This window comes from Rhodothermus bifroesti (assembly GCF_017908595.1).
Lineage (GTDB): Bacteria > Bacteroidota > Rhodothermia > Rhodothermales > Rhodothermaceae > Rhodothermus > Rhodothermus bifroesti.
Genome location: NZ_JAGKTL010000001.1, coordinates 143,124 through 169,870 on the forward strand (window position 1 = coordinate 143,124; position 26,747 = coordinate 169,870).

Annotated in this window: 27 protein-coding genes; 14 read left to right on the plus strand and 13 right to left on the minus strand. The window is 56.6% G+C overall.

Annotation, left to right across the window (positions count from 1 at the left end; translation table 11 throughout):
• Positions 1–4 precede the first annotated feature (4 nt).
• The 6 genes from J8E65_RS00480 to J8E65_RS00505 all read right to left on the minus strand — a co-directional run bounded on the left by J8E65_RS00480 (position 5) and on the right by J8E65_RS00505 (position 8,537).
• Positions 5–2,845: a TonB-dependent receptor gene (locus J8E65_RS00480; protein ID WP_210373397.1), complete on the minus strand. Its 2,841-nt coding sequence runs from the start codon at positions 2,843–2,845 to the stop codon at positions 5–7.
• A gap of 32 nt (positions 2,846–2,877) precedes the next feature.
• A complete protein-coding gene (locus J8E65_RS00485; RefSeq protein WP_237181488.1) occupies positions 2,878–4,557 on the minus strand; it encodes a peptidyl-prolyl cis-trans isomerase in 1,680 nt (559 codons plus the stop codon).
• A complete protein-coding gene (locus J8E65_RS00490) occupies positions 4,554–5,615 on the minus strand; it encodes a LacI family DNA-binding transcriptional regulator (protein WP_210373399.1) in 1,062 nt (353 codons plus the stop codon). The genes J8E65_RS00485 and J8E65_RS00490 overlap by 4 nt, the downstream gene beginning before the upstream one ends.
• Positions 5,616–5,769: 154 nt before the next feature.
• Positions 5,770–6,870, minus strand: coding sequence for a flavodoxin-dependent (E)-4-hydroxy-3-methylbut-2-enyl-diphosphate synthase (gene ispG / locus J8E65_RS00495; RefSeq protein ID WP_210373401.1), 1,101 nt, complete (start codon positions 6,868–6,870; stop codon positions 5,770–5,772).
• 39 nt (positions 6,871–6,909) lie between these two features.
• Positions 6,910–7,812, minus strand: coding sequence for a rhomboid family intramembrane serine protease (locus J8E65_RS00500; protein ID WP_341481729.1), 903 nt, complete (start codon positions 7,810–7,812; stop codon positions 6,910–6,912).
• Positions 7,813–7,880: 68 nt separating this feature from the next.
• On the minus strand, positions 7,881–8,537 hold the full coding sequence (locus J8E65_RS00505) for a rhomboid family intramembrane serine protease (RefSeq protein WP_210373402.1): 657 nt from the start codon (positions 8,535–8,537) through the stop codon (positions 7,881–7,883).
• A 154-nt stretch (positions 8,538–8,691) separates the two neighbouring features.
• Between J8E65_RS00505 and J8E65_RS00510 the strand changes: the two genes are divergently transcribed.
• From J8E65_RS00510 to J8E65_RS00520, 3 genes are read left to right on the plus strand one after another with little or no spacing between them, the layout of a single operon-like run.
• The gene (locus tag J8E65_RS00510; RefSeq protein WP_210373404.1) at positions 8,692–9,441 is read left to right on the plus strand and encodes a metallophosphoesterase; all 750 of its coding nucleotides are present in this window, start codon (positions 8,692–8,694) and stop codon (positions 9,439–9,441) included.
• 14 nt (positions 9,442–9,455) lie between these two features.
• The gene (locus tag J8E65_RS00515; protein ID WP_210373407.1) at positions 9,456–11,807 is read left to right on the plus strand and encodes a penicillin-binding protein 1A; all 2,352 of its coding nucleotides are present in this window, start codon (positions 9,456–9,458) and stop codon (positions 11,805–11,807) included.
• An 11-nt stretch (positions 11,808–11,818) separates the two neighbouring features.
• Positions 11,819–13,051, plus strand: a complete 1,233-nt coding sequence (locus J8E65_RS00520) for a metallophosphoesterase family protein (RefSeq protein WP_210373408.1) — start codon at positions 11,819–11,821, stop codon at positions 13,049–13,051.
• A gap of 5 nt (positions 13,052–13,056) precedes the next feature.
• On the opposite strand, the gene J8E65_RS00525 is transcribed toward J8E65_RS00520, so the two are convergent.
• Positions 13,057–15,120: a S9 family peptidase gene (locus tag J8E65_RS00525; protein WP_237181489.1), complete on the minus strand. Its 2,064-nt coding sequence runs from the start codon at positions 15,118–15,120 to the stop codon at positions 13,057–13,059.
• Between the two features lie 80 nt (positions 15,121–15,200).
• The gene (locus tag J8E65_RS00530) at positions 15,201–15,533 is read right to left on the minus strand and encodes an ArsR/SmtB family transcription factor (protein ID WP_210373409.1); all 333 of its coding nucleotides are present in this window, start codon (positions 15,531–15,533) and stop codon (positions 15,201–15,203) included.
• Between the two features lie 155 nt (positions 15,534–15,688).
• On the opposite strand from J8E65_RS00530, the gene J8E65_RS00535 reads away from it, so the two are divergent.
• The 9 genes from J8E65_RS00535 to J8E65_RS00575 all read left to right on the plus strand — a co-directional run bounded on the left by J8E65_RS00535 (position 15,689) and on the right by J8E65_RS00575 (position 21,691).
• Complete coding sequence (locus J8E65_RS00535) at positions 15,689–16,255, plus strand: YeeE/YedE family protein (protein ID WP_210373411.1); 567 nt, start codon at positions 15,689–15,691, stop codon at positions 16,253–16,255.
• A gap of 8 nt (positions 16,256–16,263) precedes the next feature.
• On the plus strand, positions 16,264–16,782 hold the full coding sequence (locus J8E65_RS00540; protein WP_210373412.1) for a DUF6691 family protein: 519 nt from the start codon (positions 16,264–16,266) through the stop codon (positions 16,780–16,782).
• A 98-nt stretch (positions 16,783–16,880) separates the two neighbouring features.
• On the plus strand, positions 16,881–18,335 hold the full coding sequence (locus J8E65_RS00545) for an MBL fold metallo-hydrolase (RefSeq protein ID WP_210373414.1): 1,455 nt from the start codon (positions 16,881–16,883) through the stop codon (positions 18,333–18,335).
• A gap of 8 nt (positions 18,336–18,343) precedes the next feature.
• Positions 18,344–19,150 carry a sulfite exporter TauE/SafE family protein gene (locus J8E65_RS00550; protein ID WP_210373416.1) on the plus strand — a complete coding sequence of 269 codons (807 nt, stop codon included), beginning with the start codon at positions 18,344–18,346 and terminating at the stop codon, positions 19,148–19,150.
• Positions 19,151–19,163: 13 nt separating this feature from the next.
• Positions 19,164–19,496, plus strand: a complete 333-nt coding sequence (gene trxA / locus J8E65_RS00555; RefSeq protein WP_210373417.1) for a thioredoxin — start codon at positions 19,164–19,166, stop codon at positions 19,494–19,496.
• A gap of 15 nt (positions 19,497–19,511) precedes the next feature.
• Positions 19,512–20,081, plus strand: a complete 570-nt coding sequence (locus J8E65_RS00560) for a Tll0287-like domain-containing protein (protein WP_210373419.1) — start codon at positions 19,512–19,514, stop codon at positions 20,079–20,081.
• Positions 20,082–20,086: 5 nt separating this feature from the next.
• A complete protein-coding gene (locus J8E65_RS00565; RefSeq protein ID WP_210373421.1) occupies positions 20,087–20,443 on the plus strand; it encodes a rhodanese-like domain-containing protein in 357 nt (118 codons plus the stop codon).
• Between the two features lie 13 nt (positions 20,444–20,456).
• Positions 20,457–20,891: a rhodanese-like domain-containing protein gene (locus J8E65_RS00570; protein WP_210373423.1), complete on the plus strand. Its 435-nt coding sequence runs from the start codon at positions 20,457–20,459 to the stop codon at positions 20,889–20,891.
• A 188-nt stretch (positions 20,892–21,079) separates the two neighbouring features.
• Positions 21,080–21,691 (plus strand): SAM-dependent methyltransferase, encoded by a 612-nt coding sequence (locus J8E65_RS00575; RefSeq protein WP_210373425.1) that lies wholly within the window; start codon positions 21,080–21,082, stop codon positions 21,689–21,691.
• Here the strand turns inward: J8E65_RS00575 and J8E65_RS00580 are convergent.
• A complete protein-coding gene (locus J8E65_RS00580; protein ID WP_210373427.1) occupies positions 21,688–21,978 on the minus strand; it encodes a hypothetical protein in 291 nt (96 codons plus the stop codon). The genes J8E65_RS00575 and J8E65_RS00580 overlap by 4 nt on opposite strands.
• A 77-nt stretch (positions 21,979–22,055) precedes the next feature.
• On the opposite strand from J8E65_RS00580, the gene J8E65_RS00585 reads away from it, so the two are divergent.
• Positions 22,056–23,177, plus strand: coding sequence for an NAD(P)/FAD-dependent oxidoreductase (locus tag J8E65_RS00585; RefSeq protein WP_210373428.1), 1,122 nt, complete (start codon positions 22,056–22,058; stop codon positions 23,175–23,177).
• Here J8E65_RS00585 and J8E65_RS00590 read toward each other — a convergent pair.
• From J8E65_RS00590 to J8E65_RS00605, 4 genes are all read right to left on the minus strand, one after another.
• On the minus strand, positions 23,174–24,388 hold the full coding sequence (locus tag J8E65_RS00590; RefSeq protein ID WP_210373430.1) for an NAD(P)/FAD-dependent oxidoreductase: 1,215 nt from the start codon (positions 24,386–24,388) through the stop codon (positions 23,174–23,176). The genes J8E65_RS00585 and J8E65_RS00590 overlap by 4 nt on opposite strands.
• A gap of 122 nt (positions 24,389–24,510) precedes the next feature.
• Positions 24,511–25,218, minus strand: a complete 708-nt coding sequence (gene arsM, locus J8E65_RS00595) for an arsenite methyltransferase (RefSeq protein ID WP_237181490.1) — start codon at positions 25,216–25,218, stop codon at positions 24,511–24,513.
• A 5-nt stretch (positions 25,219–25,223) separates the two neighbouring features.
• Positions 25,224–25,691 carry an arsenic resistance N-acetyltransferase ArsN2 gene (gene arsN2, locus J8E65_RS00600; RefSeq protein ID WP_210373433.1) on the minus strand — a complete coding sequence of 156 codons (468 nt, stop codon included), beginning with the start codon at positions 25,689–25,691 and terminating at the stop codon, positions 25,224–25,226.
• A gap of 35 nt (positions 25,692–25,726) precedes the next feature.
• Positions 25,727–26,056 (minus strand): ArsR/SmtB family transcription factor, encoded by a 330-nt coding sequence (locus J8E65_RS00605; protein ID WP_210373435.1) that lies wholly within the window; start codon positions 26,054–26,056, stop codon positions 25,727–25,729.
• A gap of 175 nt (positions 26,057–26,231) precedes the next feature.
• Between J8E65_RS00605 and J8E65_RS00610 the strand changes: the two genes are divergently transcribed.
• Positions 26,232–26,648 carry a hypothetical protein gene (locus tag J8E65_RS00610; RefSeq protein WP_210373436.1) on the plus strand — a complete coding sequence of 139 codons (417 nt, stop codon included), beginning with the start codon at positions 26,232–26,234 and terminating at the stop codon, positions 26,646–26,648.
• Positions 26,649–26,747 lie beyond the last annotated feature (99 nt).

Here is a 26,747-nt window from a genome sequence, read left to right on the forward strand (position 1 = left end):
ACACTCAAAACTGCAGTTCAAGTCCTATGTGGAGTCGGCGGGGTTCGCTGTAGTGTTCGGGCCGGACAAAGTAGCCGGGGTCGAACGAAGCGGCTTGCTGCTGAGGCAGCGTCACATCGGGCCGGCCAGTATCGCCAAAGACGGCCACAGGATTACGGCGGTCAAGCAGGTTATAGACCTGGGCAAACAGGCGTGGGCGCACGCCAGCCACTTCAAAGTCCCGATACACGTAGAGGTCGAGCTGCCAGGTTGAAGGCATGCGCCGCGCGTTGCGTGGAAAGGCCGGCGGTACGTTAGGCCCGGTAATTGCGGCTTCGGGGAAGGACGGCGTATATGGGAAGCCTGACCCCCAGATGCCCAGTAGTGATGCCCCCCAGTGTCTGCCGCCCAGGTAAAGCGAAGCAGCAACCTTGTGCCGCTGATCCCAGTCGAGGGGTAAAAGCGCCAGCGAAGGTTGTTGGTTGCCAAGGCGAGCGAAGAATTCTTCCTCTGGGTTAGAGTTTGAGCCTTCGGCCACCTGGTAGGTATAGCTCAAGTCAAAGCCCCAACCAGCTTCAAAGCGGCGGGAAAGCGTAGCTGTTACGCCCCGCGTGCTAGCGTAGTCCCGGTTCGTGTAGATCACATAGACCACGCCAGGGATCTCGGTCTCGATCGGGGTAGACGTGGAAACCCAGTCGCGTACGTCGCGGGCATAGGCCGTTACGTCTATCACAAACGGTCCGATGCCTTGTTTGAAGCCGATTTCGTACATAACGGTCCGCTGGGCATCCAGGTCAGGGTTCCCATAGGGGCCGTACGATCCAGAATTGTTGGGAATTTTGTAGCCGTAGTTGGCAAAGAGCAAATTCAGCGTTGGAATTTGGAGAAAGTGGCCGTAGGAAAAGTGCAGCACGCCGCTTTCGGTGATAGGATAAGCAATGCCTAATCGCGGAGAAAGCTGCAACTTTGGCTTAGGATACTTCCACCAGAAGGCTTCGCGTTCTTCGAGCGTAAAGCGGTTATCTTCCCGCTCTTCGTCGACCGTAATGACCCCGTCGCCGTTGAGGTCTTTATAGATGTGGATTTTCTTGAAGGGGAAATAGATGTTCGGATCTGAGGGATCCGCGGGGACCGGCGTACGGGCATCAAAGTAATCGAAGCGTAAGCCTACGTTGACAATAAAGTTTTCGAACTCGATTTTGTCCTGCACGTAGGCGCTGGCCGTAAGGGGCTTAACGTCGCTGTAGCGTTGAAATTGCAGTGAGGTCTCTTGGGGTACGGCCGGCTCGAAGGGCACAATAACATTGCCTTCGGCGTCGGTTTTAGGAATTAGGCTAAACGCTGTAAAATCTAGCCGGTCTAGGCGCACTTCAGCACCGATTTTGACCAAATGGTTGCGGGCAACTTGGCTGGTCAAATCTGCCTTGGCAAAGTAAGCCTGGGAAGTGCGCCGGAAGTGGCCCATATCCATTCCCCCTCGGGCAAAGCGGCCACCCCCGGTTAGGTAGGGAACCCAAATGCCTGGTGCCACTTCGATGGAATCTGGCGGCAAAATGGCAAGACCATTGTAGCGCGCATCCAGCGGGTTGTCGAACCGGCGGCTCCAGGCTTCTCGCCAAAACGTGGTTAGGTGTACGGTGTAAAACGTGCGGGCACTGAGCAGGTGCTTAATTTGCAGCTTCAGGTTGTAGCCGTTATCGTAGGAGCGCGTGCGGCCATCCGGGTTCCAGCGCCAGTAAAGATCGTAGGGCCGACTGCGCGTGACTGAACCCAATCCAATAAGGTTAATAAACAGGTTGGGCGTCACCTGCAAGCGTAAGTTCCCCTGCCAGCTCAACTTCGAAAAAGTATTCATGGGCACCAGCGACGAGTCGCCATAGGTGCCGTCCATGTTGAACAAGCGTACGCCATAGAGCCAGCCGTCGTTGTGGAAGTAGCGTACCAGTCCAAAGAGCGTCAGCTTGGGTGTGAGGACAGGTCCTTCGAGCGCCGTCTCCAGGTTATAGTAGTGCCTTGGGTTTAGGGGCAGGTAGCCATACGGATCGACGTCTCGGTACTGGATGCCCTGGCGCGTGTAGCGCTCGACTTCAACACCACGCAGGTAGGCCTCGCCACCTTCACCGAAAACCAGGTAAGAGCCGCTGTATGCTTTGATCGAGCCGGCCCAGCGATCCGATCGGCCTTCTTTGGTCACCACATTAATCACGCCCGACATGGCGTTGCCATACTCGGCGTTAAACGTGCCTGAAATCACCTGCAACTCCTGAATACCCTCGTTTTCGAGCTGCACAGCCGTTGACCCGTCGAAGTTATCCGTAACCGGTACGCCATCGACCATGACAACGACCTCACTCGCACGACCGCCCCGGATGTGCAACCCACCACGCTGGGTTACGCCAGCCTGAAGCGCTAATACCTGGCTTAGCTCTTGTACTGGGAGACGCTCAATCGTCTCGGCGGTTACGCGCGCCTCGGAGCTCGTCAGGTCTTTGCGTACCGTGATCGGGGGCGCAACCACAATAATTTCTTCCCCTTCGATTACTTCTTCACGTAACGCAAAGTCAACCTGTGTGGTCAATCCGCTGCCTACCTGTACACCTTCACGGCGCTCGGTCGCATAACCCACAAAAGAAGCCACTACCGTGTAGGTCCCTGGTCGAATGCCAATAATTACATATTCGCCGTTAATGTCCGTGGCTGCCCCTTGGGTTGTGCCCTCGATATACACGCTAACCCCAGGTAAAGGCGCACCGGTCCCTGCATCGATCACCCGACCGGCAATTTTCCCTGTGGTTTGCGCATGTGCAGCAAACCCGAAAAACAAGGGCAAAATCAACGCAATGCAAAATGTAAACGCTTTACCCATGACGGCTAATGCTCTTCTATGCAAACTGAGACTCAGGGCATGCGCATAGCGGCTGGCGCTTCTAAGCGAAAATCTTTTGTCCAGGTCACTTTGTCGGCATAGCGCGCCAGCACCTGCTCCAGGTAGTGTTGCCAGTGCTGGCGTGCAAATTCCGGTCGGAGCAATGCTTCAATCTGCGGCCTTGCTTCTTCAAAGGTCATCGGCTGTTCTGGCCTCCAGCCCCCCACTTTTAGGAGTACGTAGCCGGCTGGAATATGCAGCGGCCCTAGCACTTCCCCTTCTTGTGCAGCAAACACCTGTGCTCCGACCTTGCCTAGTTGCTCCTGCGTCACGTAACCCAGATATCCTCCTGTAGTCGCGGCACCTGGTCGCTTCGAATAGCGCCGCGCCAAATCAGAGAAATCTGCTGTGTCGAGCGCAGCCCGCAGGCGGTAAGCCTCGGCTTCGGTAGGCACCAGGATTTCCCAGACGGCACGCCTCGCGGGTAGCCGGAAGTATTCCTGGTGGGCAGTGTAGTAGGCCTGCAGTGTGTCTTCCGGGAGCCTTAGTTGGGCTAGCGCCTGCTGTTTTATGTAGTCATAGACCCATCGGTCTAGTGCTTTTTGCAAGGTTTGCGCAAACCCTGGGGTGCGGTCTAAACCGGCGTTTCGTGCCCGTTCAGCCAGTACATGCCGCACCACCAACCCCCGAGCAAACTCCTGCAGGGCTTCAACGGAGCGGGCAGCGGCTTCACGCTGGGCCCGGCTGGTACGCTGCGCCTGAGCCCGAAAGTCAGCTACGGTCCACGTTGTGCGCGCGCCTTTAAGGCCAAACGTCAGCAAGGGGGCCTGCAACAGCTCTGGATCGAGCGTTTCGAGCGGTTGTTCTACGCGACCGGTGATCCGATCGTAAAGCCGGCGTAGGGTTGCTGGCTCAAAGCGAATGGCCAGTGAGTCGGCCAGGCTACGGGCACAGGCCTCCCGTGCAGCTTGCTGTTTCCGGTAGCGGAGATAGCGCTCAAGCAACGGTCGCTTTTGGGCAAACTCCGTTTCCGTCAGCACTGGTTTTGAGAAGCGGTCGGTTACCTGAAGAATAGCCCAACCGTAGGCCGTCTGCACCGGCGAGGAAATCTCGCCTACCTTTAGGGAGAAGGCCGTCTCTTCAAAAGCCGGATCCATATCATCGAACGAAAACCAACCCACGTCGCCACCGCGATGGGCCAGCAGCGTGTCGCGAAAGACTTCGCGCGCCAAGGTCTCGAACGACTCCCCGGCCTCGAGGCGAGCCCGCAGCGACTCGGCAGCTGCACGCGTAGGTGCCAGCAAATATCGGGCACGAAGCTGCGTGTTTAGGCGCACAAAAGCTTCGGCCAAGTCGGTTTCGCGTACCTGCACCGTGTCGTAAAGCACCTGCCGGGCATAAGCTTCCACCAGCAGTTTCATCTCCAAGGCAGCCCGTTCTTCCTGATAGACCGGATCCGCCTCAATGCCCTGCTGACGGGCTTCATGAACGACCAATGCTTCGGCTACCAGTTGGCGGGCAAATTGCAGGCGCAGTAGCGGACTATCGGTCCGACCTGTGCGCAGCAGATAGTCGGTATAGGCTTCCTTAAAATTTTCAAGCGTTAGGTGAACGCCTGGACCTTGGGCCAGCACGACGTCCTGTGCCTGCCCTGGCCTAAGGACAGCGGAAAACGCCATCCATCCCCCCAATATGAAACCCCAGATCTTCATAACTGCACCGACACCGAAGCTGTGCCTGTAGCTTCGTGCTGTCCGTTACGCTTCACAGCTGCACACGTACGTCGGCAAATCAGGCGAGGCGCGAAGACCGTGCTGGTTACCGGTAAGTCGGGTTCTGCAATCCGCCGCAGGAGTTTTTCAGCGGCCAGCTTTCCCATCTCATACATTGGCTGCCGCAGTGTGCTGAGTCCTAGGTAGCGGCTTACGCGCAGGTCATCGAAGCCAATCAAGGCCACATCGTCGGGGACCCGCAAGCCGGCCTCTTCAAGGGCTTGCAACGCCCCCAGCGCCATAATGTCGGACACCACGAAAACGGCTTCTGGCCGAGGTTCATGTCCAAGCAGCTGGCGCATCGCCTCGCGGCCGCCTTCTTCGGTATAGCCGTGATGATGTGGATCTGTACTGGAGGCGATCAGCGACGGATCAAGCGTAAGACCTGCTTCACGCAGCGCCCGTTCGTAGCCGTAGCGCCGCTCCCGTGCTGGCACCGAATCGGGATGGGCCATCAGCAAGCCAATGCGCCGATAGCCATGCTCAATCAGGTGCCGCGTAGCTAAGTAGCCCCCCTGTTCGTTATCAATAGAAACCGAATCGAAATCCGGGTGAAACGAGTCCACAAGCACAATGGGCTGGCGTCCCCGCTTAAGCAGCTCCACGCGCTCTTGAGTTAGTGGTGTCGAAAAAAGCATCACACCGGCCGAGCGACCGCGTTGCAGGGCGCGCTCTAGGTGGGCATCGACATCGGCCAGCGTCGGCGCCGCATAAACCAACAAATCAAAAGGACTCTCGGCCAGGCGATCCTGCAGTCCCCGCAGCACCTCGACAAAAAAGTAGTTTGTCAGCATGGGGACCACAGCCGAGACGAGCTGAGCTTGCCGCCGCGCCAAACTTTGAGCCGAAACGTGCGGCTGATATCCTAAGCGACGGGCCACCTCTAAAACCCGCTTACGCGTATGCGGCGCAACGCGCGGGCTGTTGTTAAACACGCGCGAGACCGTTGCGATCGAAACCCCCGCCTCACGCGCAATGTCGTAAATCGTCAAGCTCATGCACACCAAAGATGGTGTAAGCGCTTACCTACAGTAAGAAATAAAACATCTTTGCACGATTTCGTCAAGTCCTGTCCCCAAAAATTTTTTTTGTTCCTATCGCCCCTTTGGAGAGGATGCCCGGCGCCACGCGTCGTGTAAGCAGCTAAAAAATTTACACCTTTGCGCCATTGGTGCCATCGCCTGAGGGTTCTTCCCACTGTTCAATGGCCTCGAGTACAGCCTCGACGACCTGGTCTTCGGGCACTACACGGACTACCTTACCTCGGATGAACAGGTGAGCCCGCCCGCGTCCTAGCGATACGCCTAAGTCGGCACCGGCAGCTTCACCCGGGCCGTTCACAGCACAGCCCATAAGGGCCACATTGAGGTTCTTTTTGAACTTACGGGCTTTGACGGCTTCTTCTACGGCTTCTACAATAGAAAACAAATCGCCTGTTAGCCGGCCGCACGTGGGGCATGCAATGATATTGACGCCTGGCGGTCCTAGCCGCAAGGCTTTCAGGATTTGATGGGCTACCTCAACTTCCTTGATTGGATCCGTGGCCAGTGAGACGCGAATTGTGTCCCCAATCCCTTCGACAAGCAAGGTGCCTATCCCGATAGCGCTCTTGATGCTTCCACTCAAGAACGAACCCGCCTCTGTTACGCCCAGGTGAAGGGGAAAGTCCGTATGGGCCGCCACCAGGCGGTAGGCTTGGATCATGTAGTAGACGTCGGAGTGCTTGACCGAAAGGATAATGTCTTCAAAGCCGTGCTTGTGGCAGATCTCTACATGCCGCATGGCACTCTCAAAGAGCGCCTCTGGCTTGGGATAGCCGTATTTGTCGAGCAGGTCGCGCTCCAGCGAGCCGGAGTTCACCCCAATGCGGATTGGGATCTTCTTTTCTTTGGCCGCCAGCAGCACTTCTCGTTCCCATGCTTCCTTTCCAATGTTGCCTGGGTTGATGCGCACTTTGGCTACGCCAGCTTCAATGGCCTTGAGGGCATACTGGTAGTTGAAATGAATATCGGCTACCACCGGCACGGGACTGCCTTGCACGATATCGCGCAGCGCTTCGGCATCCTCGGGCCGCGGCACAGCTACACGCACAATGTCGGCGCCTGCCTCAGCCAGCGCACGAATCTGAGCCAGCGTGGCCTCAACATCGTGCGTCTTGGTCGTGGTCATGGACTGCACGGAGATGGGTGCTCCGCCCCCTACCTGCACTTTACCCACCCAAACAGGACGGGAGCGGCGACGTGGTCTTTCCATGATAAACGCGGCTTATTTTCACAAGCTAGGACTACGCCTTCAACGCCGACTGGCTTCGTAAAGGATCCGCTTTTCTTCCTCAGTTAGCGAATCGTAACCATGGGCACTGATTTTGTCGAGAATGCGGTCTACTTCTTCCTCCAACGAGCGGCTGTGTTTGGCCACGGCTTCTCCCTCGGCTGTGCTACCGCGCCGCTGCTCAACCCAAGCGCCTAAGCGACGCAAAACCCTGCCCGGTTCGGCTGCTACGCTGGCCCGACTGCGTCGATGCGAACGGAAAAACACGCGCGCCCATCCGGCCAGCTCCCAGCCCCGCTGTTCCGCTTTCGCATAGAGAAAACCGAACAAAGCGCCCCCTAGATGTGCGCCTACAGCTGTGCGCCCACCGCTCAAAAACAGCACGTCCAGCGCCAAGAAAATGAGTACTAGATAAAGCAAGCGAATGGGACCAAAGAAAAACAACGCAACGCTTTTAAACGGATACAAAATCGCTACAGCCATTAGCACACCCAATACGGAGGCCGAAGCCCCATGTACCAACCCGCCAAAAGCACCCACACTCGGAAATAGCCCGTGCAGCAATACCGTAACCAATCCTCCACCTATGCCACTGAGCACATAAAGGGCCAGGAGTTGGTGTGAACCGTGCAGTTCTTCATATTCTCGGCCTATCCATACCAGCCAGAGCATGTTAAACAAGAGGTGCAGGAATCCCCAAAACCCAACCTGCAAATGCAGAAAGTTATATGTGAGCAGCTGCCAAGGGTGCGTCAAAATTGCAGGCCAATCCGGATTAAGCGCCAGGTAGATCCACACCAAGCGACGCGTGCTGTCGATGTGGGCCAGGGCCAAGATCCACAGCACGTAGAGTACCACGTTTATCGTCAGCAGCGCCCGTAGTGCAGGTGGCTGCATCCGATACCAGATCTGAAACCGGCTCACGGGAGCTTTTCCATCGATAGGTTTCACGATCTACCTTGTGAACCACCTAGCCCCTTGAAAGGTTTTGCTTAACGCCTGGGCTTTACCAGCAGCTTACCGCGCCAGTATTGGATGAGCAAAAAGCCGAAAACCATACCGCCCAGGTGGGCAAAATGCGCTACACCAGACTGCGTGCTGGCCACGCCAGCCCAGAGCTCTAGCAGGCCATAGCCAATCACCAGCCACTTGGCTTTAATTGGGAACAAAAAGTACAGGTAAATCGGCGTGTTTGGAAACATCATCCCAAAGGCCAGCAAGATGCCGAACACGCCTCCAGAAGCACCCACGGTAGGGAACACCGTCCCGCTCAGCGTTACCACCAGCAGTTGGGTGAGCCCCGCACCGATCACACACAAAAAATAGTACAGTCCAAAGCGGCGAGAACCCCAAAACTGTTCAATCGACACGCCAAACATCCACAAGGCAAACATATTGAAAAACAGGTGCGTCAGTCCCCCATGCAAAAAGCTGTAGGTCACCAGCTGCCAAGGCCAAAAGCTTGGATAGCCCGGGAGGTCGGGTAACCCCAGTGGCCAGAGAGCAAACCATTCTACCAGCCAGCGATCGGTTGTCGGCACCAGTTGCGCCAGAAAGACCAGACCGTTAAGGATGAGGAGATTTTTAACCACCGGGGGAAAGAGGGTAAACCGTGTCGGTGGCTGGTAGTAATTGTAGTCGCGATACATGAAGGCTTTGCTAGGTTAATACCCCTTTAAATACAATAAGTGCGGGTGCAACGCCTAAAGCGCCAAAAGGGTGCAAGCGGACGATCAAAGCGGAACTCTTTGGGCGCATTGGCGAACAAGCGCAAGCCGTTTCTGCTCACCTGTCCGGCTACCTGTGATTCTCTTCTTTGCCGATATGCACCTGGGGCGTGCCGATCCCGCAACCGAGCGGGCCAATGAAGCCGCCTTGCTGCGCTGCCTTGAAACGTTAGCTGACCGCACGCAGCATTTGTTTTTGGTTGGAGATGTATTTCACCACTACATCGAATATCGCTACCTGGTGCCTAAAGGCTTCGTACGCTTTCAGGCGCTACTGGCAGCGTGGACGGCGCGTGGCATTCCGGTAACCTATTTAGTAGGCAACCATGATCCTTGGCATCAAGGCTATTTTGCCCAAGAGCTAGGCGTACGTGTGGTCTTTAGGCCCTTGATTGAACCCCTCTTGGGGCGTCGCGTTTATCTAGATCATGGTGACCTGGCCATTGCTGGTCCGCTGGCGCGTCGGCTGCGTCGGTTGTTGCGTCACCCCGTGCCGGTTTGGCTCTACCGCACGCTACTGCCCGGCGACTGGGGGCTTCAACTGGCACGGTGGACAACGCGGCTGCGCCCCGAGGTGCTTAATCAAAAAACCATTGAACGCTTACGCCGCTACGCCCACCACCTACTGTCCACGCAGCAAGCCGACCTTGTCGTCTTAGGGCATAGCCACTATGCGGAATTGGCCTGCTGGCCAGAAGGCTGCTATCTTAACCCAGGCTGCTGGTATCAGCAGCAAACCTTTGGTCTGCTCGACCATGCAACGCTTAAGCTATGTCGCTGGACCTCAAGGGGCATCGAAACGTTGACCCAGTACGAACTTCCTTGATTTGATGGCCGCCTATGCCGAATCGGTGGACCCATACAGAAGAAGAACTGCAACGGTACTTTAGCGACCCTAACTTTCGCCGCGCGCGGCTTCGGCCCGATGGGGAGAAGGTTTCGCCCCCGCGAAGCAGACTCGGCAGGTTTTTTTACCGGCGCTTTCGCGATCCACGCAAAGCTCAGGCTGCCTTAGTGCTGAGCGTGCTGCTGGCCACCATGCTGGCCGGCATGTTGCTATTGCTGCTGTACATGTGGATGATTTCAGACGAGCTGCCCTCGTTTCAAGAACTAGATAATCCTACGTTTCAACTGGCCACGGTGGCCTACACAGCCGATGGGCAGGAGCTGGCCCGCTACGCCCGCCAAAATCGTTCTTGGGTCTCCTATGATGAGATTTCCCCCTACGTAATTCAAGCCGTACTGGCCACCGAAGACCATCGCTTTTACGAGCACTGGGGCATCGACCTATTTCGCACCGCATCAGCTTTATTCCAAACGTTCTTAAGCCTAGGGCAGAATGTACAAGGGGGGTCAACCATCACGCAGCAACTGGCCCGTAACCTATACAACGAACAAATCGGCCGGGCGCAAACGATTGAGCGTAAGCTTAAGGAAATGGTGACGGCTGTGGCGCTTGAGCGCCGGTATACCAAGCGCGAAATCCTTGAGATGTATCTCAACACGGTGGAGTTCGTCTACAACGCGTTTGGCATTGAGGCAGCTGCCCGGACGTTCTTCAATAAATCGGCGCGCGACTTGGATGTGCTTGAGGCGGCTACACTGGTAGGCATGCTGCGTAACCCTTCGCTTTATAACCCGGTTCGCTATCCAGAACGCGCCCGCCAGCGCCGCAACGTCGTGCTCTGGCAAATGGTACGGCATGGATACCTAGAGCGCGCTTTTTACGAAGCCCACAAAGATGAGCCCATAGCCCTCAACTTCCGCTCAGCCGCCATTACGGCCAGCATGGCCCCTTATTTTGCGGAGTACGTGCGACGCTGGCTTGTGCAGTGGGCAGAAGCGCACGGCTACAATATTTACACCGATGGCCTGCGCGTTTACACCACGCTCGACAGCCGCCTGCAAGAACTCGCCCGCCAGGCTGTCGAAGAACAGATGCGCGGCTTGCAAGCCGTAGTGGATTATGAGTGGAGCCGGCGCACGGGCTTCTTTCTGGGCCAGGACGTCAGCTTGTACCTCCGGCAGCGGAACTACGAGCCATTTGCCTACTACTGGTCTAGCCGGCAGGATACGGTCAATGCTTTCATTCGCGAGACCCCGCATTACCGCAGCTTACTTGAACAAGGGCTTACGCCAGAAGAAGCGCTCCGCCAGCTTCGCACAGATCGTGCGTTTATGGATTCACTCAAAGCGGTCAAAACGCGCCTGGAAGCGGGTTTTGTCGCTATTGATCCCCGTAATGGTTACGTCCGGGCCTGGGTAGGAGGGCGCGACTTGACGCAAGACTGGTACGACCACGTAGCCATTGCGCGGCGCCAGCCAGGTTCCACGTTTAAGCCTTTCCTCTATACCGCAGCCATCGACAACGGCTGGTCACCCGATGACCTTTTGCCCGACAGTTCGGTGACTTATGTAGATGCCGCAGGAAACGTTTGGCGGCCCCGCAACGCCGAAGGAGAATCGACCGGCCAGCTTATTACGCTGCGTGAGGCCTTAGCCCATTCGGTCAACACGGTTTCGGCTCGGTTGGTCTTGCAAGTTGGCGCGCGTAACGTGGCTTTCTATGCCCGGCGCATGGGCATCAAAAGTCCGCTGGAAGAAGTTCCTTCATTGGCCCTGGGGACCAGCAATGTTACGCTCCTGGAGCTAGTCTCGGCCTATGCCACGCTAGCCAGTGGTGGACTGTACTACGAGCCTATCGTCGTTACCCGTATTGAAGATGCCAGCGGACATGTCCTTTACGAGGCGCGTCCTGTGCCGCGTGAAGCTCTTTCTGAAGAGACGGCCTACACTGTGATCGACATGCTGCGCGACGTTGTCCGTTACGGAACGGGCACCCGCATCCGGTGGCAGTTTGGGCTCACGCAGTATGACTTTGCCGGCAAGACCGGTACAACGCAAAACAGTGCCGATGGCTGGTTCATTCTCATGCATCCGGAGCTTGTTACTGGGGCTTGGGTAGGCTTTAACGATCAGCGCGTTACCTTTCGCACGCACTGGTGGGGCCAAGGCGCCCATAACGCCTTGTTTATCGTTGGGGACTTTTGGCGCCGCCTAACCCAGATGCCCGACGTTGAAATCAACCGCAATGCTACGTTTCCCTTACCGCTGTGGCAGCGCACCCCAACGCAGAGAGCGCCTGAAGAACACCTGACGCCTGACGAGCGGCAGCGCCGCGTTGGCTGGTAACAGTTGGTGCCATGAAGATTCTGCACACGGCAGACATTCACCTGGGCATGACCACCTACGGTCGTGTAGACCCGACTTCAGGTCTGAATAGCCGACTGCTGGATGTGCAACGGGCCTTTCAATTCATGGTAACCCGAGCGCTTGAAGAAGACATCGACCTGTTTCTTTTTTGCGGCGATGCTTTTCGGAATCCGGATCCCTCGCCTACTGAACAAATGATCTTTGCGGAATGCCTGCGCCCGCTGAGCGAGCGCGGCATCCCGATTGTGCTTCTGGTAGGCAATCACGACCACCCGGTCACCTTTGGCCGCGCCTCGTCCATTGATATTTTTGGCTATCTTCAAGGGCAGACGCGGGTTTTTCGGCGACCAGAAGTCACCATCGTGCAAACCAAAAGGGGCCCGCTGCAACTCATAGCCCTCCCATGGCCTGTGCGCAGCCTACTCATGACTCAGGAAAACTTCCGCCGCAAATCCGCTACTGAAGTGCGTGAGCTCATCGAGCAACTCTACGTCGAGTACATTCAATCCGCTGCAACGCAGCTCGATCCTACGCTGCCTACAGTTTTAGCGGGCCACTTTAGCGTTCAAGGAGCAGAACTTGCTGGCTCAGAGCGCACCAGTCTCATTGATCACGAGCCGAAGTTTACTGTCGGACAACTCGCCTTACCGCCGATCGATTACGTCGCCCTGGGGCATATTCATCGGCACCAGAACCTCAACCCGGGCGGCATCCCCGTGGTCTACAGTAGCAGTATTGAGCGCGTCTCGTTTCGCGAAGCCGACGATCCGAAAGGCTTTGTGCTGGTGCAGATCGAAACCTCCCAGGGACGGAAGCAAACCTCCTATGAATTTGTGGAAACGCCAGCCCGGCGCTTTATCGACCTTTACGTAGACGTGCGCGCAAGCAGCAACCCTACAGAGCGCATTTTAGAAGCTCTGGCGCGCCACCCCATTGCCGATGCCATTGTGCGCCTACGCTACCAGGTAGACGAGCAGGCCGCCGCCCGCGTCGACGTGCAGCGCATCCGTGAGGCGCTCCGCTCAGCTGCAGCCATTGCGAGTATCGAACGCACCCTCGAGCCGGTAGAACGCCAGCGTCGCACTGTTGTCCATCGGGAAACCTCACTGCGCGAGGCACTTGAACGCTACATCGACCAACACGAGACACTGCGCCCTTTGCGTCAGGAGCTGATCGAGGCAGCCCTGGCCCTTGAAGCACGCCTGGAAGCCGAGCGCACCTAAAACCCCTAGGGTTCAGCCTCCACGGTCACACCCGGGATGCGGCCTTTCTTGTCAAACCAATCTAAAATGTAGGCCTGGGTGCGCAAGAAGTTTGACGGACGCGAGCCCGTGCCGTGGTACTCTTCGTTAAAACGCAACAGCACCACAGGCACGTCTTGCATTTTCAGCGCCACATAGTATTCTTCGGTTTGGCTCATTGGCGTACGTAGGTCCAGTTCCCCTGTCATCAGCAACGTGGGCGTTTTTACCTTCCCAGCCAGCATGAGCGGTGAGCGGAGCAGCCAGGACTCCGGATCCTCCCAGAAAGGTCGATCAAACCAGTTGAATGTAAACAGGGGAATGTCTGTGGTACCCGCCATGCTGATCCAGTTGGTTACCGGGCAACGCACAGCAGCCGCTGCAAAACGGTCTGTCTGACCAATCGCCCAGCTCGACAGAACCCCACCTCCACTGCATCCTGTCACAAACAGCCGATCTGGATCAATATAACCGCGGGCCAAAAGCGCATCGACCCCAGCCATGAGGTCTTCGTGATCTATACCAGGATAAGCCTGACTGATGGCTGCGCCAAAAGCTGTTCCATACCCTGTGCTCCCACGGGGGTTCGTGTAAAGCACGACGTAGCCACTGGCTGCAAAGTGCTGAAAAGCATAGTTAAACCCCACGTTGTACATGGCATGCGGTCCGCCATGGATATCTAAAATCAAAGGATATTTGCGCGAGGGGTCAAAATCTGGGGGTTTGACGATCCAACCTTGAATGCGCGTGCCATCGCGCGAGGGATACCACATCTCTTCGACTTCCCCAAGCTTTACGCCCTGCAGCACGTCGTCGTTGACGGCTGTCAAGCGCTCAATCCGACCTGGTGTACTCAACGAAAACCGAACCACATCGCCAGGTGCTTGGGCACTGGTCAGCACTCCCACAGCCATGCCGGTGCGGGAAAGCGAGCTCAGCGTGAGCATATGTGCCCCTTCCGTGACGCGACGCACTTCGCCCCGAACCGAAGCGAAGTACACGTTGCGCGTGCCGCGATCATCGAGCGTAAAGTACACCCCGCTGCCGTCGGGCGCCCAGTGCACGTTGCTGACATCCCGATCCAAGGCGCGCGTTAGGTTCCGGGGTGGCGCATTGCCCTCAAGCGGCAGCAACCACAGATCGGCCGCATGGTAAGTTTGCCGCGTTTCTGGATATCCGATATAGGCAACGTACCGCCCTTCTGGAGAAAGCACAGGCTGCGTCCACCGCCCCGCCTGTTGGGTAAGCTGCCGAAGCTGCCGGGTTTGCACGTCGATCACGTAAAGATGGGCATTGCGATAGTTGCGATCGACCGAATCGGCCGAAGCCTTGAACCCTTCGAAGACAATCGCACGTCCGTCTGGCGTCCAGCTTAAACGCGCCTCTGCCGGAATGCCGTCAAAACGCGCACCCACATGCCAAGTCCCTTCGGTCAGCTGCCTTGGCGTGCCGCCTTCTGCAGGAATCACAAAAAGATGGGTATAGGCCTCTTCCATAAAGCCGCGCTGATCAGCCCGGTAATGCAAGCGCCTTACCATTCGGGGCGCTTTTGTCCACTGCGCGCCTTGTGGAGGTTTAGGCAGCTGCACGTCCCAACGCACTTCGTAGGGCACCGCCATCGTAAAGGCAATCATGCGCCCATCAGGCGACCATCGCAAACTCCCCGGAGCTTCCAAAAGACGGGTCAACTGCGTGGGCGGCTCCGGCAAATCCACCCACTTGACGAAAATCTGCGGCCGGCCTTCCGCATCTTCGGCAATAAAAGCAATCCGGCGACCGTCAGGCGACCATTGGGGAGCCCGACCGTCCACCAAAAAGCGCTGCGCAGAACCGTCCGCATTCATGATCCACAAGGACGACTGCCACCGATCTTTTTGCACATCAATCCAGCGCCGGGTATAAACAATACGCTGCCCATCTGGCGAGATTTGCGGATCGGCCACAGCCTCCCATTCTAAATAACGTTCCAGCGTAAGACGATTGGTTTGGGCCTCCACCATAGGGGACACGCAGACCCAAACCCAAAACAGTATCATCCAAAAGCGAGGCATAGCACTTACCTGCAGATTGCTTGTAACGAAGCGCTTCCAAAATATAAAAGCCACAGGACACGCTTGCCAATAGCTTTAATTCAAGAAAGGCCAGTGGCATCCTGCAACGTAACTGCTGCATCAGACACTTGGCTACAGACCAGTACGCACAAAGCAGCCAACATGGGGTCGTTAATCCGATAATAGGCAAACACGCCTTCCTGCCGGCGTGCCACAAGCCCTCCCTCCCGTAATACTTTTAGGTGCTTACTGAGATTGGCCTGACTCTGACCCGTTGCTTCGACCAGTTCCTGCACGGTCATCTCCCCACGAACGTGCAATAAATTCAAAATCTCTAGACGTACCGGCTCGCTCAGCAACTGAAAACGCCGAGCCACTAACTGCAACTGCGCGCGCGGAATCAGCTCCTTCATTTTTAAGGTTCTGTGGTTTTCCCATTGAATTACCTATCAGTTATACGTGTTTCAGGAAAATCGCATTTTTAACTTTATAACCGTTCATACGAGGAAACTATTATAACCTTATGGTTGTTAGATCGCCCAGTGCAAAACAAACCTCTACCTAACCTATGCTATCGTGGCTTTCGCAACCTTGGCCCTGGTATGTGGCTGGACCGCTGATCGGACTCATCGTACCCCTGCTGCTGTTGCTAGGGGGCAAGTCGTTTGGCGTGTCGGCGAACTTGCGCCACCTATGCGCTGCTATTTTGCCTTCACGCCAAGACTTTTTCCGCTATGATTGGAAAAGCCAAGGGCTGTGGAACCTAACGTTTGCCCTAGGCATCGTGCTCGGCGGTCTGATCGCTTCGACGCTGCTTGCTTCACCAGATCCCTATGTGCACATTGCTGAGGCTACCCGGACCGAGCTGGCGGCATTAGGCATTTCAGACTTTCGCGGCTTGGTGCCGTCGGAATTCATGAGTTGGCAGGGGTTGCTCACGCCTGCTGGCCTAGTGATGATCGTCCTTGGCGGTTTTTTGATCGGTTTTGGTGCCCGCTACGCTGGCGGCTGCACTTCAGGCCACGCCATCATGGGTCTGGCCGATCTGCAACTGCCGTCTTTAGTGGCCACCATTGGATTTTTCATCGGTGGCCTCATCGCAACCCACCTGATTCTTCCCCTACTTTTAAACTGAACATCCCTATGGCAGAAATTTTACACAAAAGACGGCCAGAAGGCTGCATCGATCTCAACCAGGTGGCACCGGATTATGAGGCCCAGGCGGTTGAAACAGGCAACCGCCCGCAACATCTGCTGGCTTACCTGCTTTTGGGCATCTTCTTTGGCATTGTGCTCATCAAAAGCGAGGTAGCCTCCTGGTTCCGAATTCAGGAGATGTTCCGCTTTCAAAGCTTTCATATGTACGGCGTCATTGGCTCAGCCGTACTCGTAGCAGCCCTATCGGTGCAGTTCATTAAAAAACGACACCTGAAAACGCTGAGCGGCGAGCCAATCGAAATCCAACCCAAAATTTGGGGCAAAGGCACACGCTACTGGCTAGGCGGTATACTCTTTGGCCTGGGGTGGGCCTTGCTGGGTGCTTGCCCTGGACCGATGTTTGCTCTGCTAGGCAGTGGCATAACGGTCATGGTTGTGGCCATTGCCAGTGCCATGCTGGGCACGTGGACCTACGCTGTGCTTCGCCACCGCCTGCCCCACTAGCGGTTGACTTTATCCTGCTAACCTCATAACGTACTTACAACTGCCTACTTTTTTTATACTTCATCTTGTAATTACATGTAAACCAACCTAAATGTGCCATGCTTTTCCGTCAGATTTTTGATCCCAAACTGGCCCAGTATGCTTACCTGATTGGGTGCCAGCAAACCAAAGAGGCTATCGTCATCGACCCGGAGCGTGACGTCGACCAGTACTTGCAGCTGGCCGAAGAGGAGGGGCTGCGCATTGTTGCTGTCGCGGAGACGCACATCCATGCCGACTTTCTCTCGGGTGCCCGAGAGCTGGCCGAACGCATAGGCGCCAAACTGTATCTCTCGGCTGAAGGAGAATCTGAAGGCTGGGCTTCAAACTGGGCGAAAAACGGACGTTACAACGTCACCTTCTTGCACGACGGGGACACCTTCACCATCGGCAACCTTGTTTTTCAAGCTGTCCATACTCCCGGCCATACCCCAGAACATCTGTGCTATCTGGTGACGGATCAGGGAGGTGGGGCCACGGTGCCTATAGGCATGGTAACCGGCGACTTTGTGTTCGTAGGTGACCTGGGCCGGCCTGACCTACTCGAATCGGCGGCCAAAATTTCGGGGATGAAGGACCCTTCTGCCCGTCGGCTTTACCAGTCGGTCTTGCGTTTTTTGGAGCTGCCCGACTACCTGCAACTTTGGCCTGGTCATGGGGCTGGTTCGGCCTGTGGTAAAGCGCTAGGTGCTGTGCCCCAGTCAACCGTAGGCTATGAGAAACGCTTCAACGCCTCGCTGGCCCCAGCCCGAGAGGGGGAGACCGTCTTTGTGGAAGCCATTTTGAGCGGCCAGCCTGAACCTCCCCTTTACTATGCCCGCATGAAGGCCTATAACCGCGACGGAGTACCGCTCTTGGGCAAGTTGCCTGTCCCCCGCCGGCTTTCGGTTGTCGAACTAGACCGCCTGGTACGGCAGGGTGAAGTCACGTTTGTAGATACGCGTTTGGATCGCATGGCCTTTATGCAGGCCCATCTTCCTGGGGCTTTATATGCTCCGTTTAACCGGAGCTTTAACACGGTGGTCGGGTCACTGGTAGCCGACGACCAGCAGCCGCTTGTGCTAATCATCGATGAGGAAGACGTCGAGCAGGCCGTGCGCGATTTGGTGCGCATCGGCTACGACCGTATTGAGGCCTATGCCACGCCTGATACGCTCATCCGTTACTTCAACGAGGGCGGAGCCCGAGCCGCAATCCCGATGATTTCCTTTGCTGAAGTAGCCCGGTTGCGCACGCAGCCCGATATCGCGGTACTCGACGTGCGCTATGCAGCAGAGTTCGAAGCAGGTCATGTGCCTGGCGCGCTGAATGCTTCCTACACGCGGCTGCCAGAGTACCTGGACCGCATCCCCAAAGACCGCACGCTGCTGGTGCACTGCGCTACCGGTGGCCGCAGTGCAGCTGCAGCTTCGTTCCTGGCGGCGCAAGGCTACTGCGTGCAGTACGTGGCCGACGACTTCGCTGTTTATCAGCAAATCGGCCCGGTCGAAAGCAACACCCCAGTTATCGCCTGAGATTAGCCATGTGGATTGCCTTAATAGGGGCTGTACTGATCGGGCTATCCCTAGGCCTACTGGGCTCTGGGGGAAGCATCCTCACGGTGCCTGTACTGGTCTATTTGGTGGGCGAGCCCGATAAAATTGCCATTGCCGAAAGCTTAGGCATTGTGGGGGCCATTGCCGCTGCTGGTGCCCTGCCCTACGCTCGCCAACGTACCATCGACTGGCGTAGCGTGTTGTTTTTTGGCATTCCAGGCATTATCGGCACCTACGGCGGAGCCTGGTTGTCGCGTTTCGTTTCCGGACCCGTACAGCTGTCCCTTTTTGCAGTCGTCATGTTGCTGGCAGCGGTGCTCATGTATCGCCGCAGCCAGCCTGCCTTGCCAGTGGTGCGTGCCGCAGCCGGGGGTCTTGAAGCCAGCCGTCGCCATGCTGCCTGGAAAATCATGCTCGAGGGCCTCAGCGTAGGCGTGCTCACTGGCCTGGTAGGCGTCGGGGGAGGTTTTTTGATTGTCCCTGCGCTGGTGCTGCTAGGCGGCCTCGACATGCGCCAGGCCGTCGGCACGAGTCTTGTCATCATCGCGCTAAAGAGCTTTGCTGGTTACCTCAAATACCTTGAGGTGCTTGCCGAGCTAGGGCTAAGTGTCCATTGGGAAACGGTTGGCTTGTTTGCGGCCGTTGGCATTGCTGGCTCTTTTGCCGGCAATTGGATCGGCGGCCGCATCCCTCAACACCACCTGCAGCGCGGTTTTGCCGTTTTTTTAGTGGCAATGGGATTGTGGATTTTATACCAAAACATAGAAGCCTTCACGGGTTCAATTGCAAACTAAGCTCATTACTGCCATGTCGCTTCCAGCATTCTTTCAAAAAGAAGTGATTGAAAAAAGCCACGAAAAACCTGTAGTGGTAGACTTCTGGGCTCCTTGGTGTGGTCCTTGCCGCATTCTAGGACCCGTACTTGAAAAGCTGGCTCGGGAAAGCCACGGGGCTTGGCGCCTGGTAAAGGTGAACACCGACCAGCATCCAGAGCTGGCCATGCACTACCATGTGCGCGGCATCCCCACTGTCAAACTGTTCCGCAACGGTCAGGTCGTCGATGAATTCGTGGGGGCCTTGCCCGAAGTAGCCGTGCGCCAGTGGCTACGCCAACATGTACCCGAGCTTGCGACTTCCTAAAGCTACACAGACGCTATGCTTGCCCTTGTCTTACTTGCCTTGGTTTTTCTAGCCGCTTGCCGGCCCGCTGCATTACCCGAGACGCCGCCAGCGGAAATGCGACAACAGGTAGAAGCAGCAATCCAGGCACTTGACGCTATGCGGGCTGGCCTAGCGCAAACCATTGCGGCTGGAGAACAGGTCGACGAAGCTACATTCAACCGCGTCTGTCGCCCTGTGGGCCAACAGGCTCGACTACTGGGAGAAAGTAACGGCTGGGTGGTACGGCAACTGGCGATCAAGTATCGCAACCCAGCCAACCAGCCGGATTCGCAGGCCGCAGCCTTGTTTGCTCGCTTTGCAGCTGACCCTTCGCTCGACAGCCTTTGGGTACGGACTGTGCACAATGGGAGCTCGGGCTGGCGCTACCTGCGTCGCATCACGGTGCTTCCACAATGCCTGGTCTGCCACGGCCCACGCGACGCTCGCCCAGCCTTTATCGTCCAGAACTACCCCAGCGACCAGGCTTACGACTTTCAGCCCGGCGACCTGCGTGGGCTTTACAGTGTATTTGTGCCTGATTCGCTGCTGCAAACTTCCTTTTAAGCACTATGTGGACGCGCCTACTGGAACGGCTGCGCCAGGCCTCGCCTACCGCAGCCCAAGAAACGTTACGCCCGGAGGTTTTTCTGCATCGCCGACGCCCTGAAGATGTGATCATCGATGTGCGCACGCCTGCAGAATATCAGCAAGGACACCTAGAAGGGGCGTTGAACTTAGACCTTATGGCAGCAGACTTTCACGCCAAAATTGCGCAACTTGACCCTAGCCGAACCTACTATCTTTACTGCCGTTCTGGTAACCGAAGCGGACAGGCCGCGCGCCTGCTTCGCCAACATGGCCTAGAAGCCTACAATATTGGCGGACTGGAAGACCTGGTCCGTGCCGGAGCACCCTTAGCACCCTGAACGCTGACTGACCATGAAAACGCGCGCATTACCATTGCTAGTAGTACTTATCCTTGGGCTAACGGCTTGCGCCAGTGAACGCCCCCAGACCTCAGTGTCGGTCGCCACTCGAGCTACCCCCGATACCACCGTCATTTTGCGACTGACTGCTGAAGAATTCCTGGCGCGCTACACGCCCGAAACCGTTGTGATCGACGTACGCACGCCAGAAGAATTCGCTCAAGGACATCTCCAAGGCGCTCTAAACCTCAACGTACAAGCTCCCGACTTCCGGGAGCAGGTTGCAGCACTCCAGCTTAGTCCCGACCAGCCCGTATATCTCTACTGTCGCTCGGGCCGCCGCAGCCAGAGGGCCGCCGAGATCCTGCGCGAAATGGGCTTCCGTAAGCTGTACAACATCGGAGGGTTCGAAGACTTGGTACGCGCTGGCGCTAACGTAGCGCCGTAGAAGCCAGCACGTTTGCTATGAGCGCCTTGCTTCCCCTAGAGCAAAACAACCCCAACCTGTGCTGCCTGACCAACGAAGCCCGCTTTGCAGCGCAAGGCCAGCTCCAGCGGTTAAAGCGTACGGTTGTGGCGCGATAAGGGCGGTGTGAGGTAGACTGCTTAAAGCACAGCCAAGAGGCCTTAATAAAGATGCACCCTGAGTTCTGGAACCAACGTTTTGGTGAAGCGGCCTTTTTCTACGGTACAGCGCCGAACGCTTTCCTAGCCGAGGTGGTACCGCTTTACCTCAAGCCGGAATGCGACGTGATTGAACTGGGTGCTGGTGAGGGCCGCAACGCAGTATGGCTGGCCTGCCAAGGCTTTCGGGTGACCGCAGTCGATTACGCTGAGGCTGGCCTAGAAAAAACGCGGCAGCTGGCCAGACAAGCTGGGGTTCAGGTAGAGACCATAGCCGCAGATGTAACGCGGTGGCATCCGCAGCGCACCTGGGATGCTGTAGTCATGACGTTTTTGCACCTGCCCCCGGATCAGCGTCCGACCCTCTACGCCTTAATAGAACGCATCCTGCGTCCCAAAGGCTATCTTATTGCCGAGTGGTTCAGGCCTGAGCAGCGCACCGAAGGCTACCTGAGCGGTGGACCACCTGATCCGGCCTGGATGGTAACGGCCGAGGAGCTGCGCCGGTATTTTGCTCCAGCCGGGATTTGCCTCCTAGAAAACGCCACGCCCGAACTAAACGAAGGCATAGGCCACCGCGGCCCAGCAGCTACGATCCGTCTGGTATGGCAACGCGTAGCCTAAAGGCAATGCGTGGGATCGTCGGGGTCCAAGTAGCAGGCGTCCGACTGAAACTGGCGATTCAACGTAACCTCATAGGCCAGTTCGTCCAAAAACGCCTGCACGGCTGGCATCCCCTCGTAACGCTGCGAACCTGCCTCAAGCACAGGCCAAGCCGCAGGGATCGATCCATCGGGCAGCGCGGCCCCTTCGGCAAGCCGCACTACCCGATGCGCCAGCACCAGCTCTCGAAGCTGCTCCTCGATAGCCCCACCTTCTGGGTCGTTAGCGTGTCGATAGAGCACAAGCATTTTTCTGCCTTGGCCAGCTATGTTTGGCTACAACTGACCCGTGCATAGGTTCTCTGCGTATCCAAACCCGATCACCCATGCGACGACGCGTATGCATCATTGGGGCTGGACCAGGGGGCTTAGCAGCTGCCCGGCGTCTGCGTGAACGCGCAGCCGATGCGTTGGAAATCGTGGTTATCGAACGCGATGGCACTGCCGAATTTCTAGCAGGGACTATTGCTACCGCGCTTGGCGAGGCCCCGCCCAACCATTGGCGCACACCGGTACGCTTGCGTGGCATCGAAGTGCTCAAGACCCGTGCCCAGCAGGTTAGTGGCCAAGGCGTCGTATTGGCGGACGGCCGCACGCTAGAAGCCGACGCCGTCATTGCTGCCCCTGGCCTGCATTTAGACCTGGAAGCCGTCCCGCAACAACCGAATTTGTTTGCTTTTTGGAGTCCTAGCACGGCTCGAGCGGCCCATGAACCCATCGCTCAGCTGCACTCAGGCCATGTCGTAATCGTGATTGCTGGCCTGCCTTACCGTTGCCCGCCTGCACCTTACAGTCTTGCCATGCAACTGGCAGCGTTTTATCGTCGCCAGCAACGCGATGTGCAGATCACGCTTACAACGCCAGAACCAGTCCCATTGGCTTCGCTCGAGCACGGTATTCCTGAATTTCTGCTCCACGCTTGCGCTACGTCGGGTGTCGACGTCGTGCTGAACCGGCAGCCTGACTGGAGCGCCAGCACAGATCGACAAATCACCTTCACCGATGGCGCCCGGTTATCCTACGATCTAGCCCTGGTCATCCCACCGCATACGCGATCCCCACTACTTACCTCTTTACCAGATGACGGTGTACTAGTAGCGGTAAACGAGCAGTTTGAAAGCGTGCAGTCGGGACTGTTTGTTGTGGGCGATGCCGCGCGTACGCTGCTGCCACGCGCTGCTGGGGCCGCTACTGCCCAGGGGATGACTGCCGCCGACGCCATCCTAGACCGCTTTGGTCTGGCCCGCTATTCAGGACCCCACCTGCCAGCCCCAGAATGCTACATCGGCCACGGCGAAGGCCGCTACAGTCGCATCACGATCCGCTTTCCCAACGGCTTACCCCCCGTTGGCCAACCCGAAATCCAACGTGAAGGCCCTTCGGCGAAACTGGCTGCGGGTTTTGCCCGCGTATTTGACGAATGGCGCGCCCTGCGCACTGAGCTTTAGGCCTTCCCGCGCAGCATAAGATTCCAGTACATCCAAGGCAGCACGTATTTTTTGAGCAAGTACATCGAGCGCCGCTCCTTGGTGGTGTCGAATGGGAAGGAGGGCATAGGCCGGTTGTTGTAGTCGAATTCCGCCAGCACGAGCTTCCCATAGCCCGTTACAAGCGGGCATGAACTGTAGCCATTGTAATGCTTAGGGTGGATCAGCGCCCCATGCTCCCGAAGCTGCAGCAGGTTGTGCACTACCACAGGTGCCTGCTTGCGCACCGCTGCACCGGTTTTTGCATTTGGCGTGCTGGCAGCGTCGCCTAGAGCAAAAATGTTTGGATAGCGCACATGCTGCAGCGTATAGGGGTCTACTTCCACCCAGCCGTCTGCGCTGGCCACCTTGCTCTGCTTGATAAAGTCCGGCGCGCTCTGCGGCGGCACCACATGCAGCATCTGGAACGAGAAAATCCGCTCTTCCAGCACCTGGCCTTTTTCATCCTTCAAGTGAAAGACAGCCTCTTGCTTAGGGCCGCGCACTTCAGCTAAATCATGCCGAAAATGAAACTGAATGCCGTAGCGAGCAATGACTTTCTCCAGCGTTCGGGCAAATTCCGGAATGCCAAAGATGACCACGCCTGGTGAGAAAAAGTGTATCTCGACCTGATCTAAAATCCCACGGCGGCGCAAGTGATCGGCCGTCAGATACATGATTTTCTGAGGTGCTCCACCGCATTTAACCGGTGTTGGGGGCTGCGTAAAAAGTGCCCGGTCGCCAGGCTTAAGCTGTTGCATAACCTGCCAGGTATAAGGCGCCAGCTCATAGGCATAGTTGCTGGTCACGCCATAGCGGCCCAGCGATTCCTTTAGGCCAGGAATTTTATCCCAGTCGAGCTGAATCCCTGGTGCCAGTACTAAATAGTCGTAGTGGAGCGTACGTCCTGCGGCCGTCTGCACCGCATCGCGGTCCGGATCAAGGGCCACCACGCGATCTTGAATCCAGGTAGCGCCAGGCGGAATGTAGTCCGCTTCATTGCGCACAGAGGCTTCCGGTGGGAAAACACCTGCACCTACCAGTGTCCAGAGCGGTTGGTAGTAGTGCTTCACGGAAGGCTCAATAATGGCCACTTGTGGGGGATTTTTGGCGCGCCTTAGCTGGGCGGCTACCGTCAAACCTGCCGTACCCCCTCCCACAATAACCACTTCGTAGTGCGCTTGCTGTGTCATAACAGATAAGCGGTTAAGTTCAACAGGTTATAGCAGAATATGGATAACCTAAGATTAAGAGCAACCAGGCTTACCGGACCTTGCCTGTCGGCGGAATGTGCCAAAAACTGTAAGGCTATTTCCTACAAAGGACGACGGGCGCGCACCTGAAGCGAGACAATGGGTCCTTCAACGGCAGCACGCGTCACGGCCTCGATGACCAAGCCAGCCATTTCAATGGCTGCTAGATAATCTGCTTCAGGAATTGTACCTGCCAAACAACGGGCATAGGCCTCTGGATCGTCTTCCCAATAGGCTGGTAGCGCACCTTGCCGCACCAAGTCAGCCACCAGCAACCATCCTCCTGGCCGAAGCACACGGAAGGCTTCAGCAAATGCACGCGCTTTATCTGGCACCAAGTTGATAACGCAGTTGGAAAGCACCACATCGACCGAACACTCTGGCAGCGGCAAAGCTTCAATATCTCCTTGCACAAAGGTGACATTGTGCAGGCCCACCTTTCGGGCATTCTCCTGTGCCAATGCTACCATCTCAGGTGTCAAATCCACGCCGATTACCCGACCTTCTGGTCCTACGTGCTGGGCTGCAATCAGGCAGTCCATCCCTGCCCCAGAACCCAAGTCCAGCACGGTAGCCCCGCGGGGCAACGCTCCTAAAGCAAAAGGATTACCGCAACCAAGGCCCATTTGGGCTTCAACAGGTACGGAAGCCAACACCTCCTCCGCATAACCTGCAGCGCATCCACACGAGGAAGTGCAGCACGAGGTGCGCTCTTGTGCAATTTGGGCATAATACGCCCGCACGGCTTCTTTGATGCGATCCGTTGTCATGGCTTTCATTGATGTTTATCGATGACTTCAGGCAAAAAAATGCGCATCACTTGGCTACTTGTGGGACACAAGTGCGTAAACTGTGACGCCTGTTGCACAGAGACCGGGACAACCTCGCGCGTGATGGCCTCAAAGCCCAGGCGGGCAAAAAAACCTGCAGCGGTTTCTGTAAGCAGAAACACCTGTTGCAAACCTTCCTGACGCGCTTCCTCGAGCATGGCTTCAACCAACCGCCGCCCAATTCCTTTACCCTGCCAGGCTGGATCTACCGCAACGGAGCGAAGCAATCCCCCTTCAGCGTACCGTTCCAGCAACGCCATGCCCACTACCTGGCCATGCATATACGCCACACGCACACGGTCCAGCTGCGCTGCAACCCCCTCTTCGGTAAGATGACAGATTTGCAAAAGATGGCGCAATGCCGGCCACGCGTCAGCGTGGGCCGGTAGCACCTGAATGGTTGGATGACTCATAGACGATCCTCAATGAGTTAATTGATAAAAAAAATTTAAGCGGCTAAGCGCTGAAGCCACGCTCCTAAATCCTCAAGGACCTCAGGCTTAAGCTGATAATACGTGTACGGCCCGCGTACCTCTGCTATCACCAAGCCTGCCTCCCGCAGCCAACGCAAGTGGTGCGAAATCGTGGGCTGCTTCAGATCAAAATGCGCCTCGATATCACATACGCACAAGGGTGCACCTTCCTGCGAGAGCAACGCCACCATTTGCAGCCGTACCGGATGCCCAAGTGCCTTGAGCTGCCGCACCCGCAAGCGCAGCACCTCTGCTGGCAAGCGTAAGGCACGCGTCGACTGACCACACGCTGAGGGTGACGACATCGCTGTATTCGCTGAAAAAAACCTACTGATCCAATATATCGAAGTTTATCAATGAAGTCAATCTTGTTGTCCTTTGGGGACGCAAAAAATTTGTAAAGGGGATATTTTTATCCAAATTTATTTGGACTGGGCCAGCGCCGGTTCTACTTTTAGATTGCATTTAAATACCCAAATTATGCGCCAGAGCTTTGGGCAGCGACTGATCGCAAGTGGCCTTATGCTGCTCTTTTTGGGGCAGCAGGTGCCGCTGGTGATTTCGTTACCTGAGCTTCAGGCGCCTGTTGTCTGTCATCATCGGGAAGCTGACCTAGTTCCTGGCATAGTTGCCTGTCCGCATCACAGTTCTACCCCCCAAGCGAAGGTAAGCGTGCATGTAGCTGGTCTTGGCGAAATTGCGCTGCTGGTGTGCAATTGCCGCCACGATGCCCCGGCACACGTTTTTACCCTAGTGATCGATCGGTGGGTCCTTCCTCGAGCGTGCAGTTTAGCTTGTCCGGAAGGCAGACCGTTTGAGCTGCTTCCCGGTGAGGAAATGGTGCTTGCGCTTCGCCTTGCGGTAGACATTTTCCATCCCCCTCGTCTGGTTGGTTAGGCAGCTGCTTAGCAGCTGGCCATGCAGATGGTGCTTGCTGCTGCCTTTTGCACGGCAGAAGGGTCTAGGTATGCCCACTATCTCGAAAACCCATCAGAC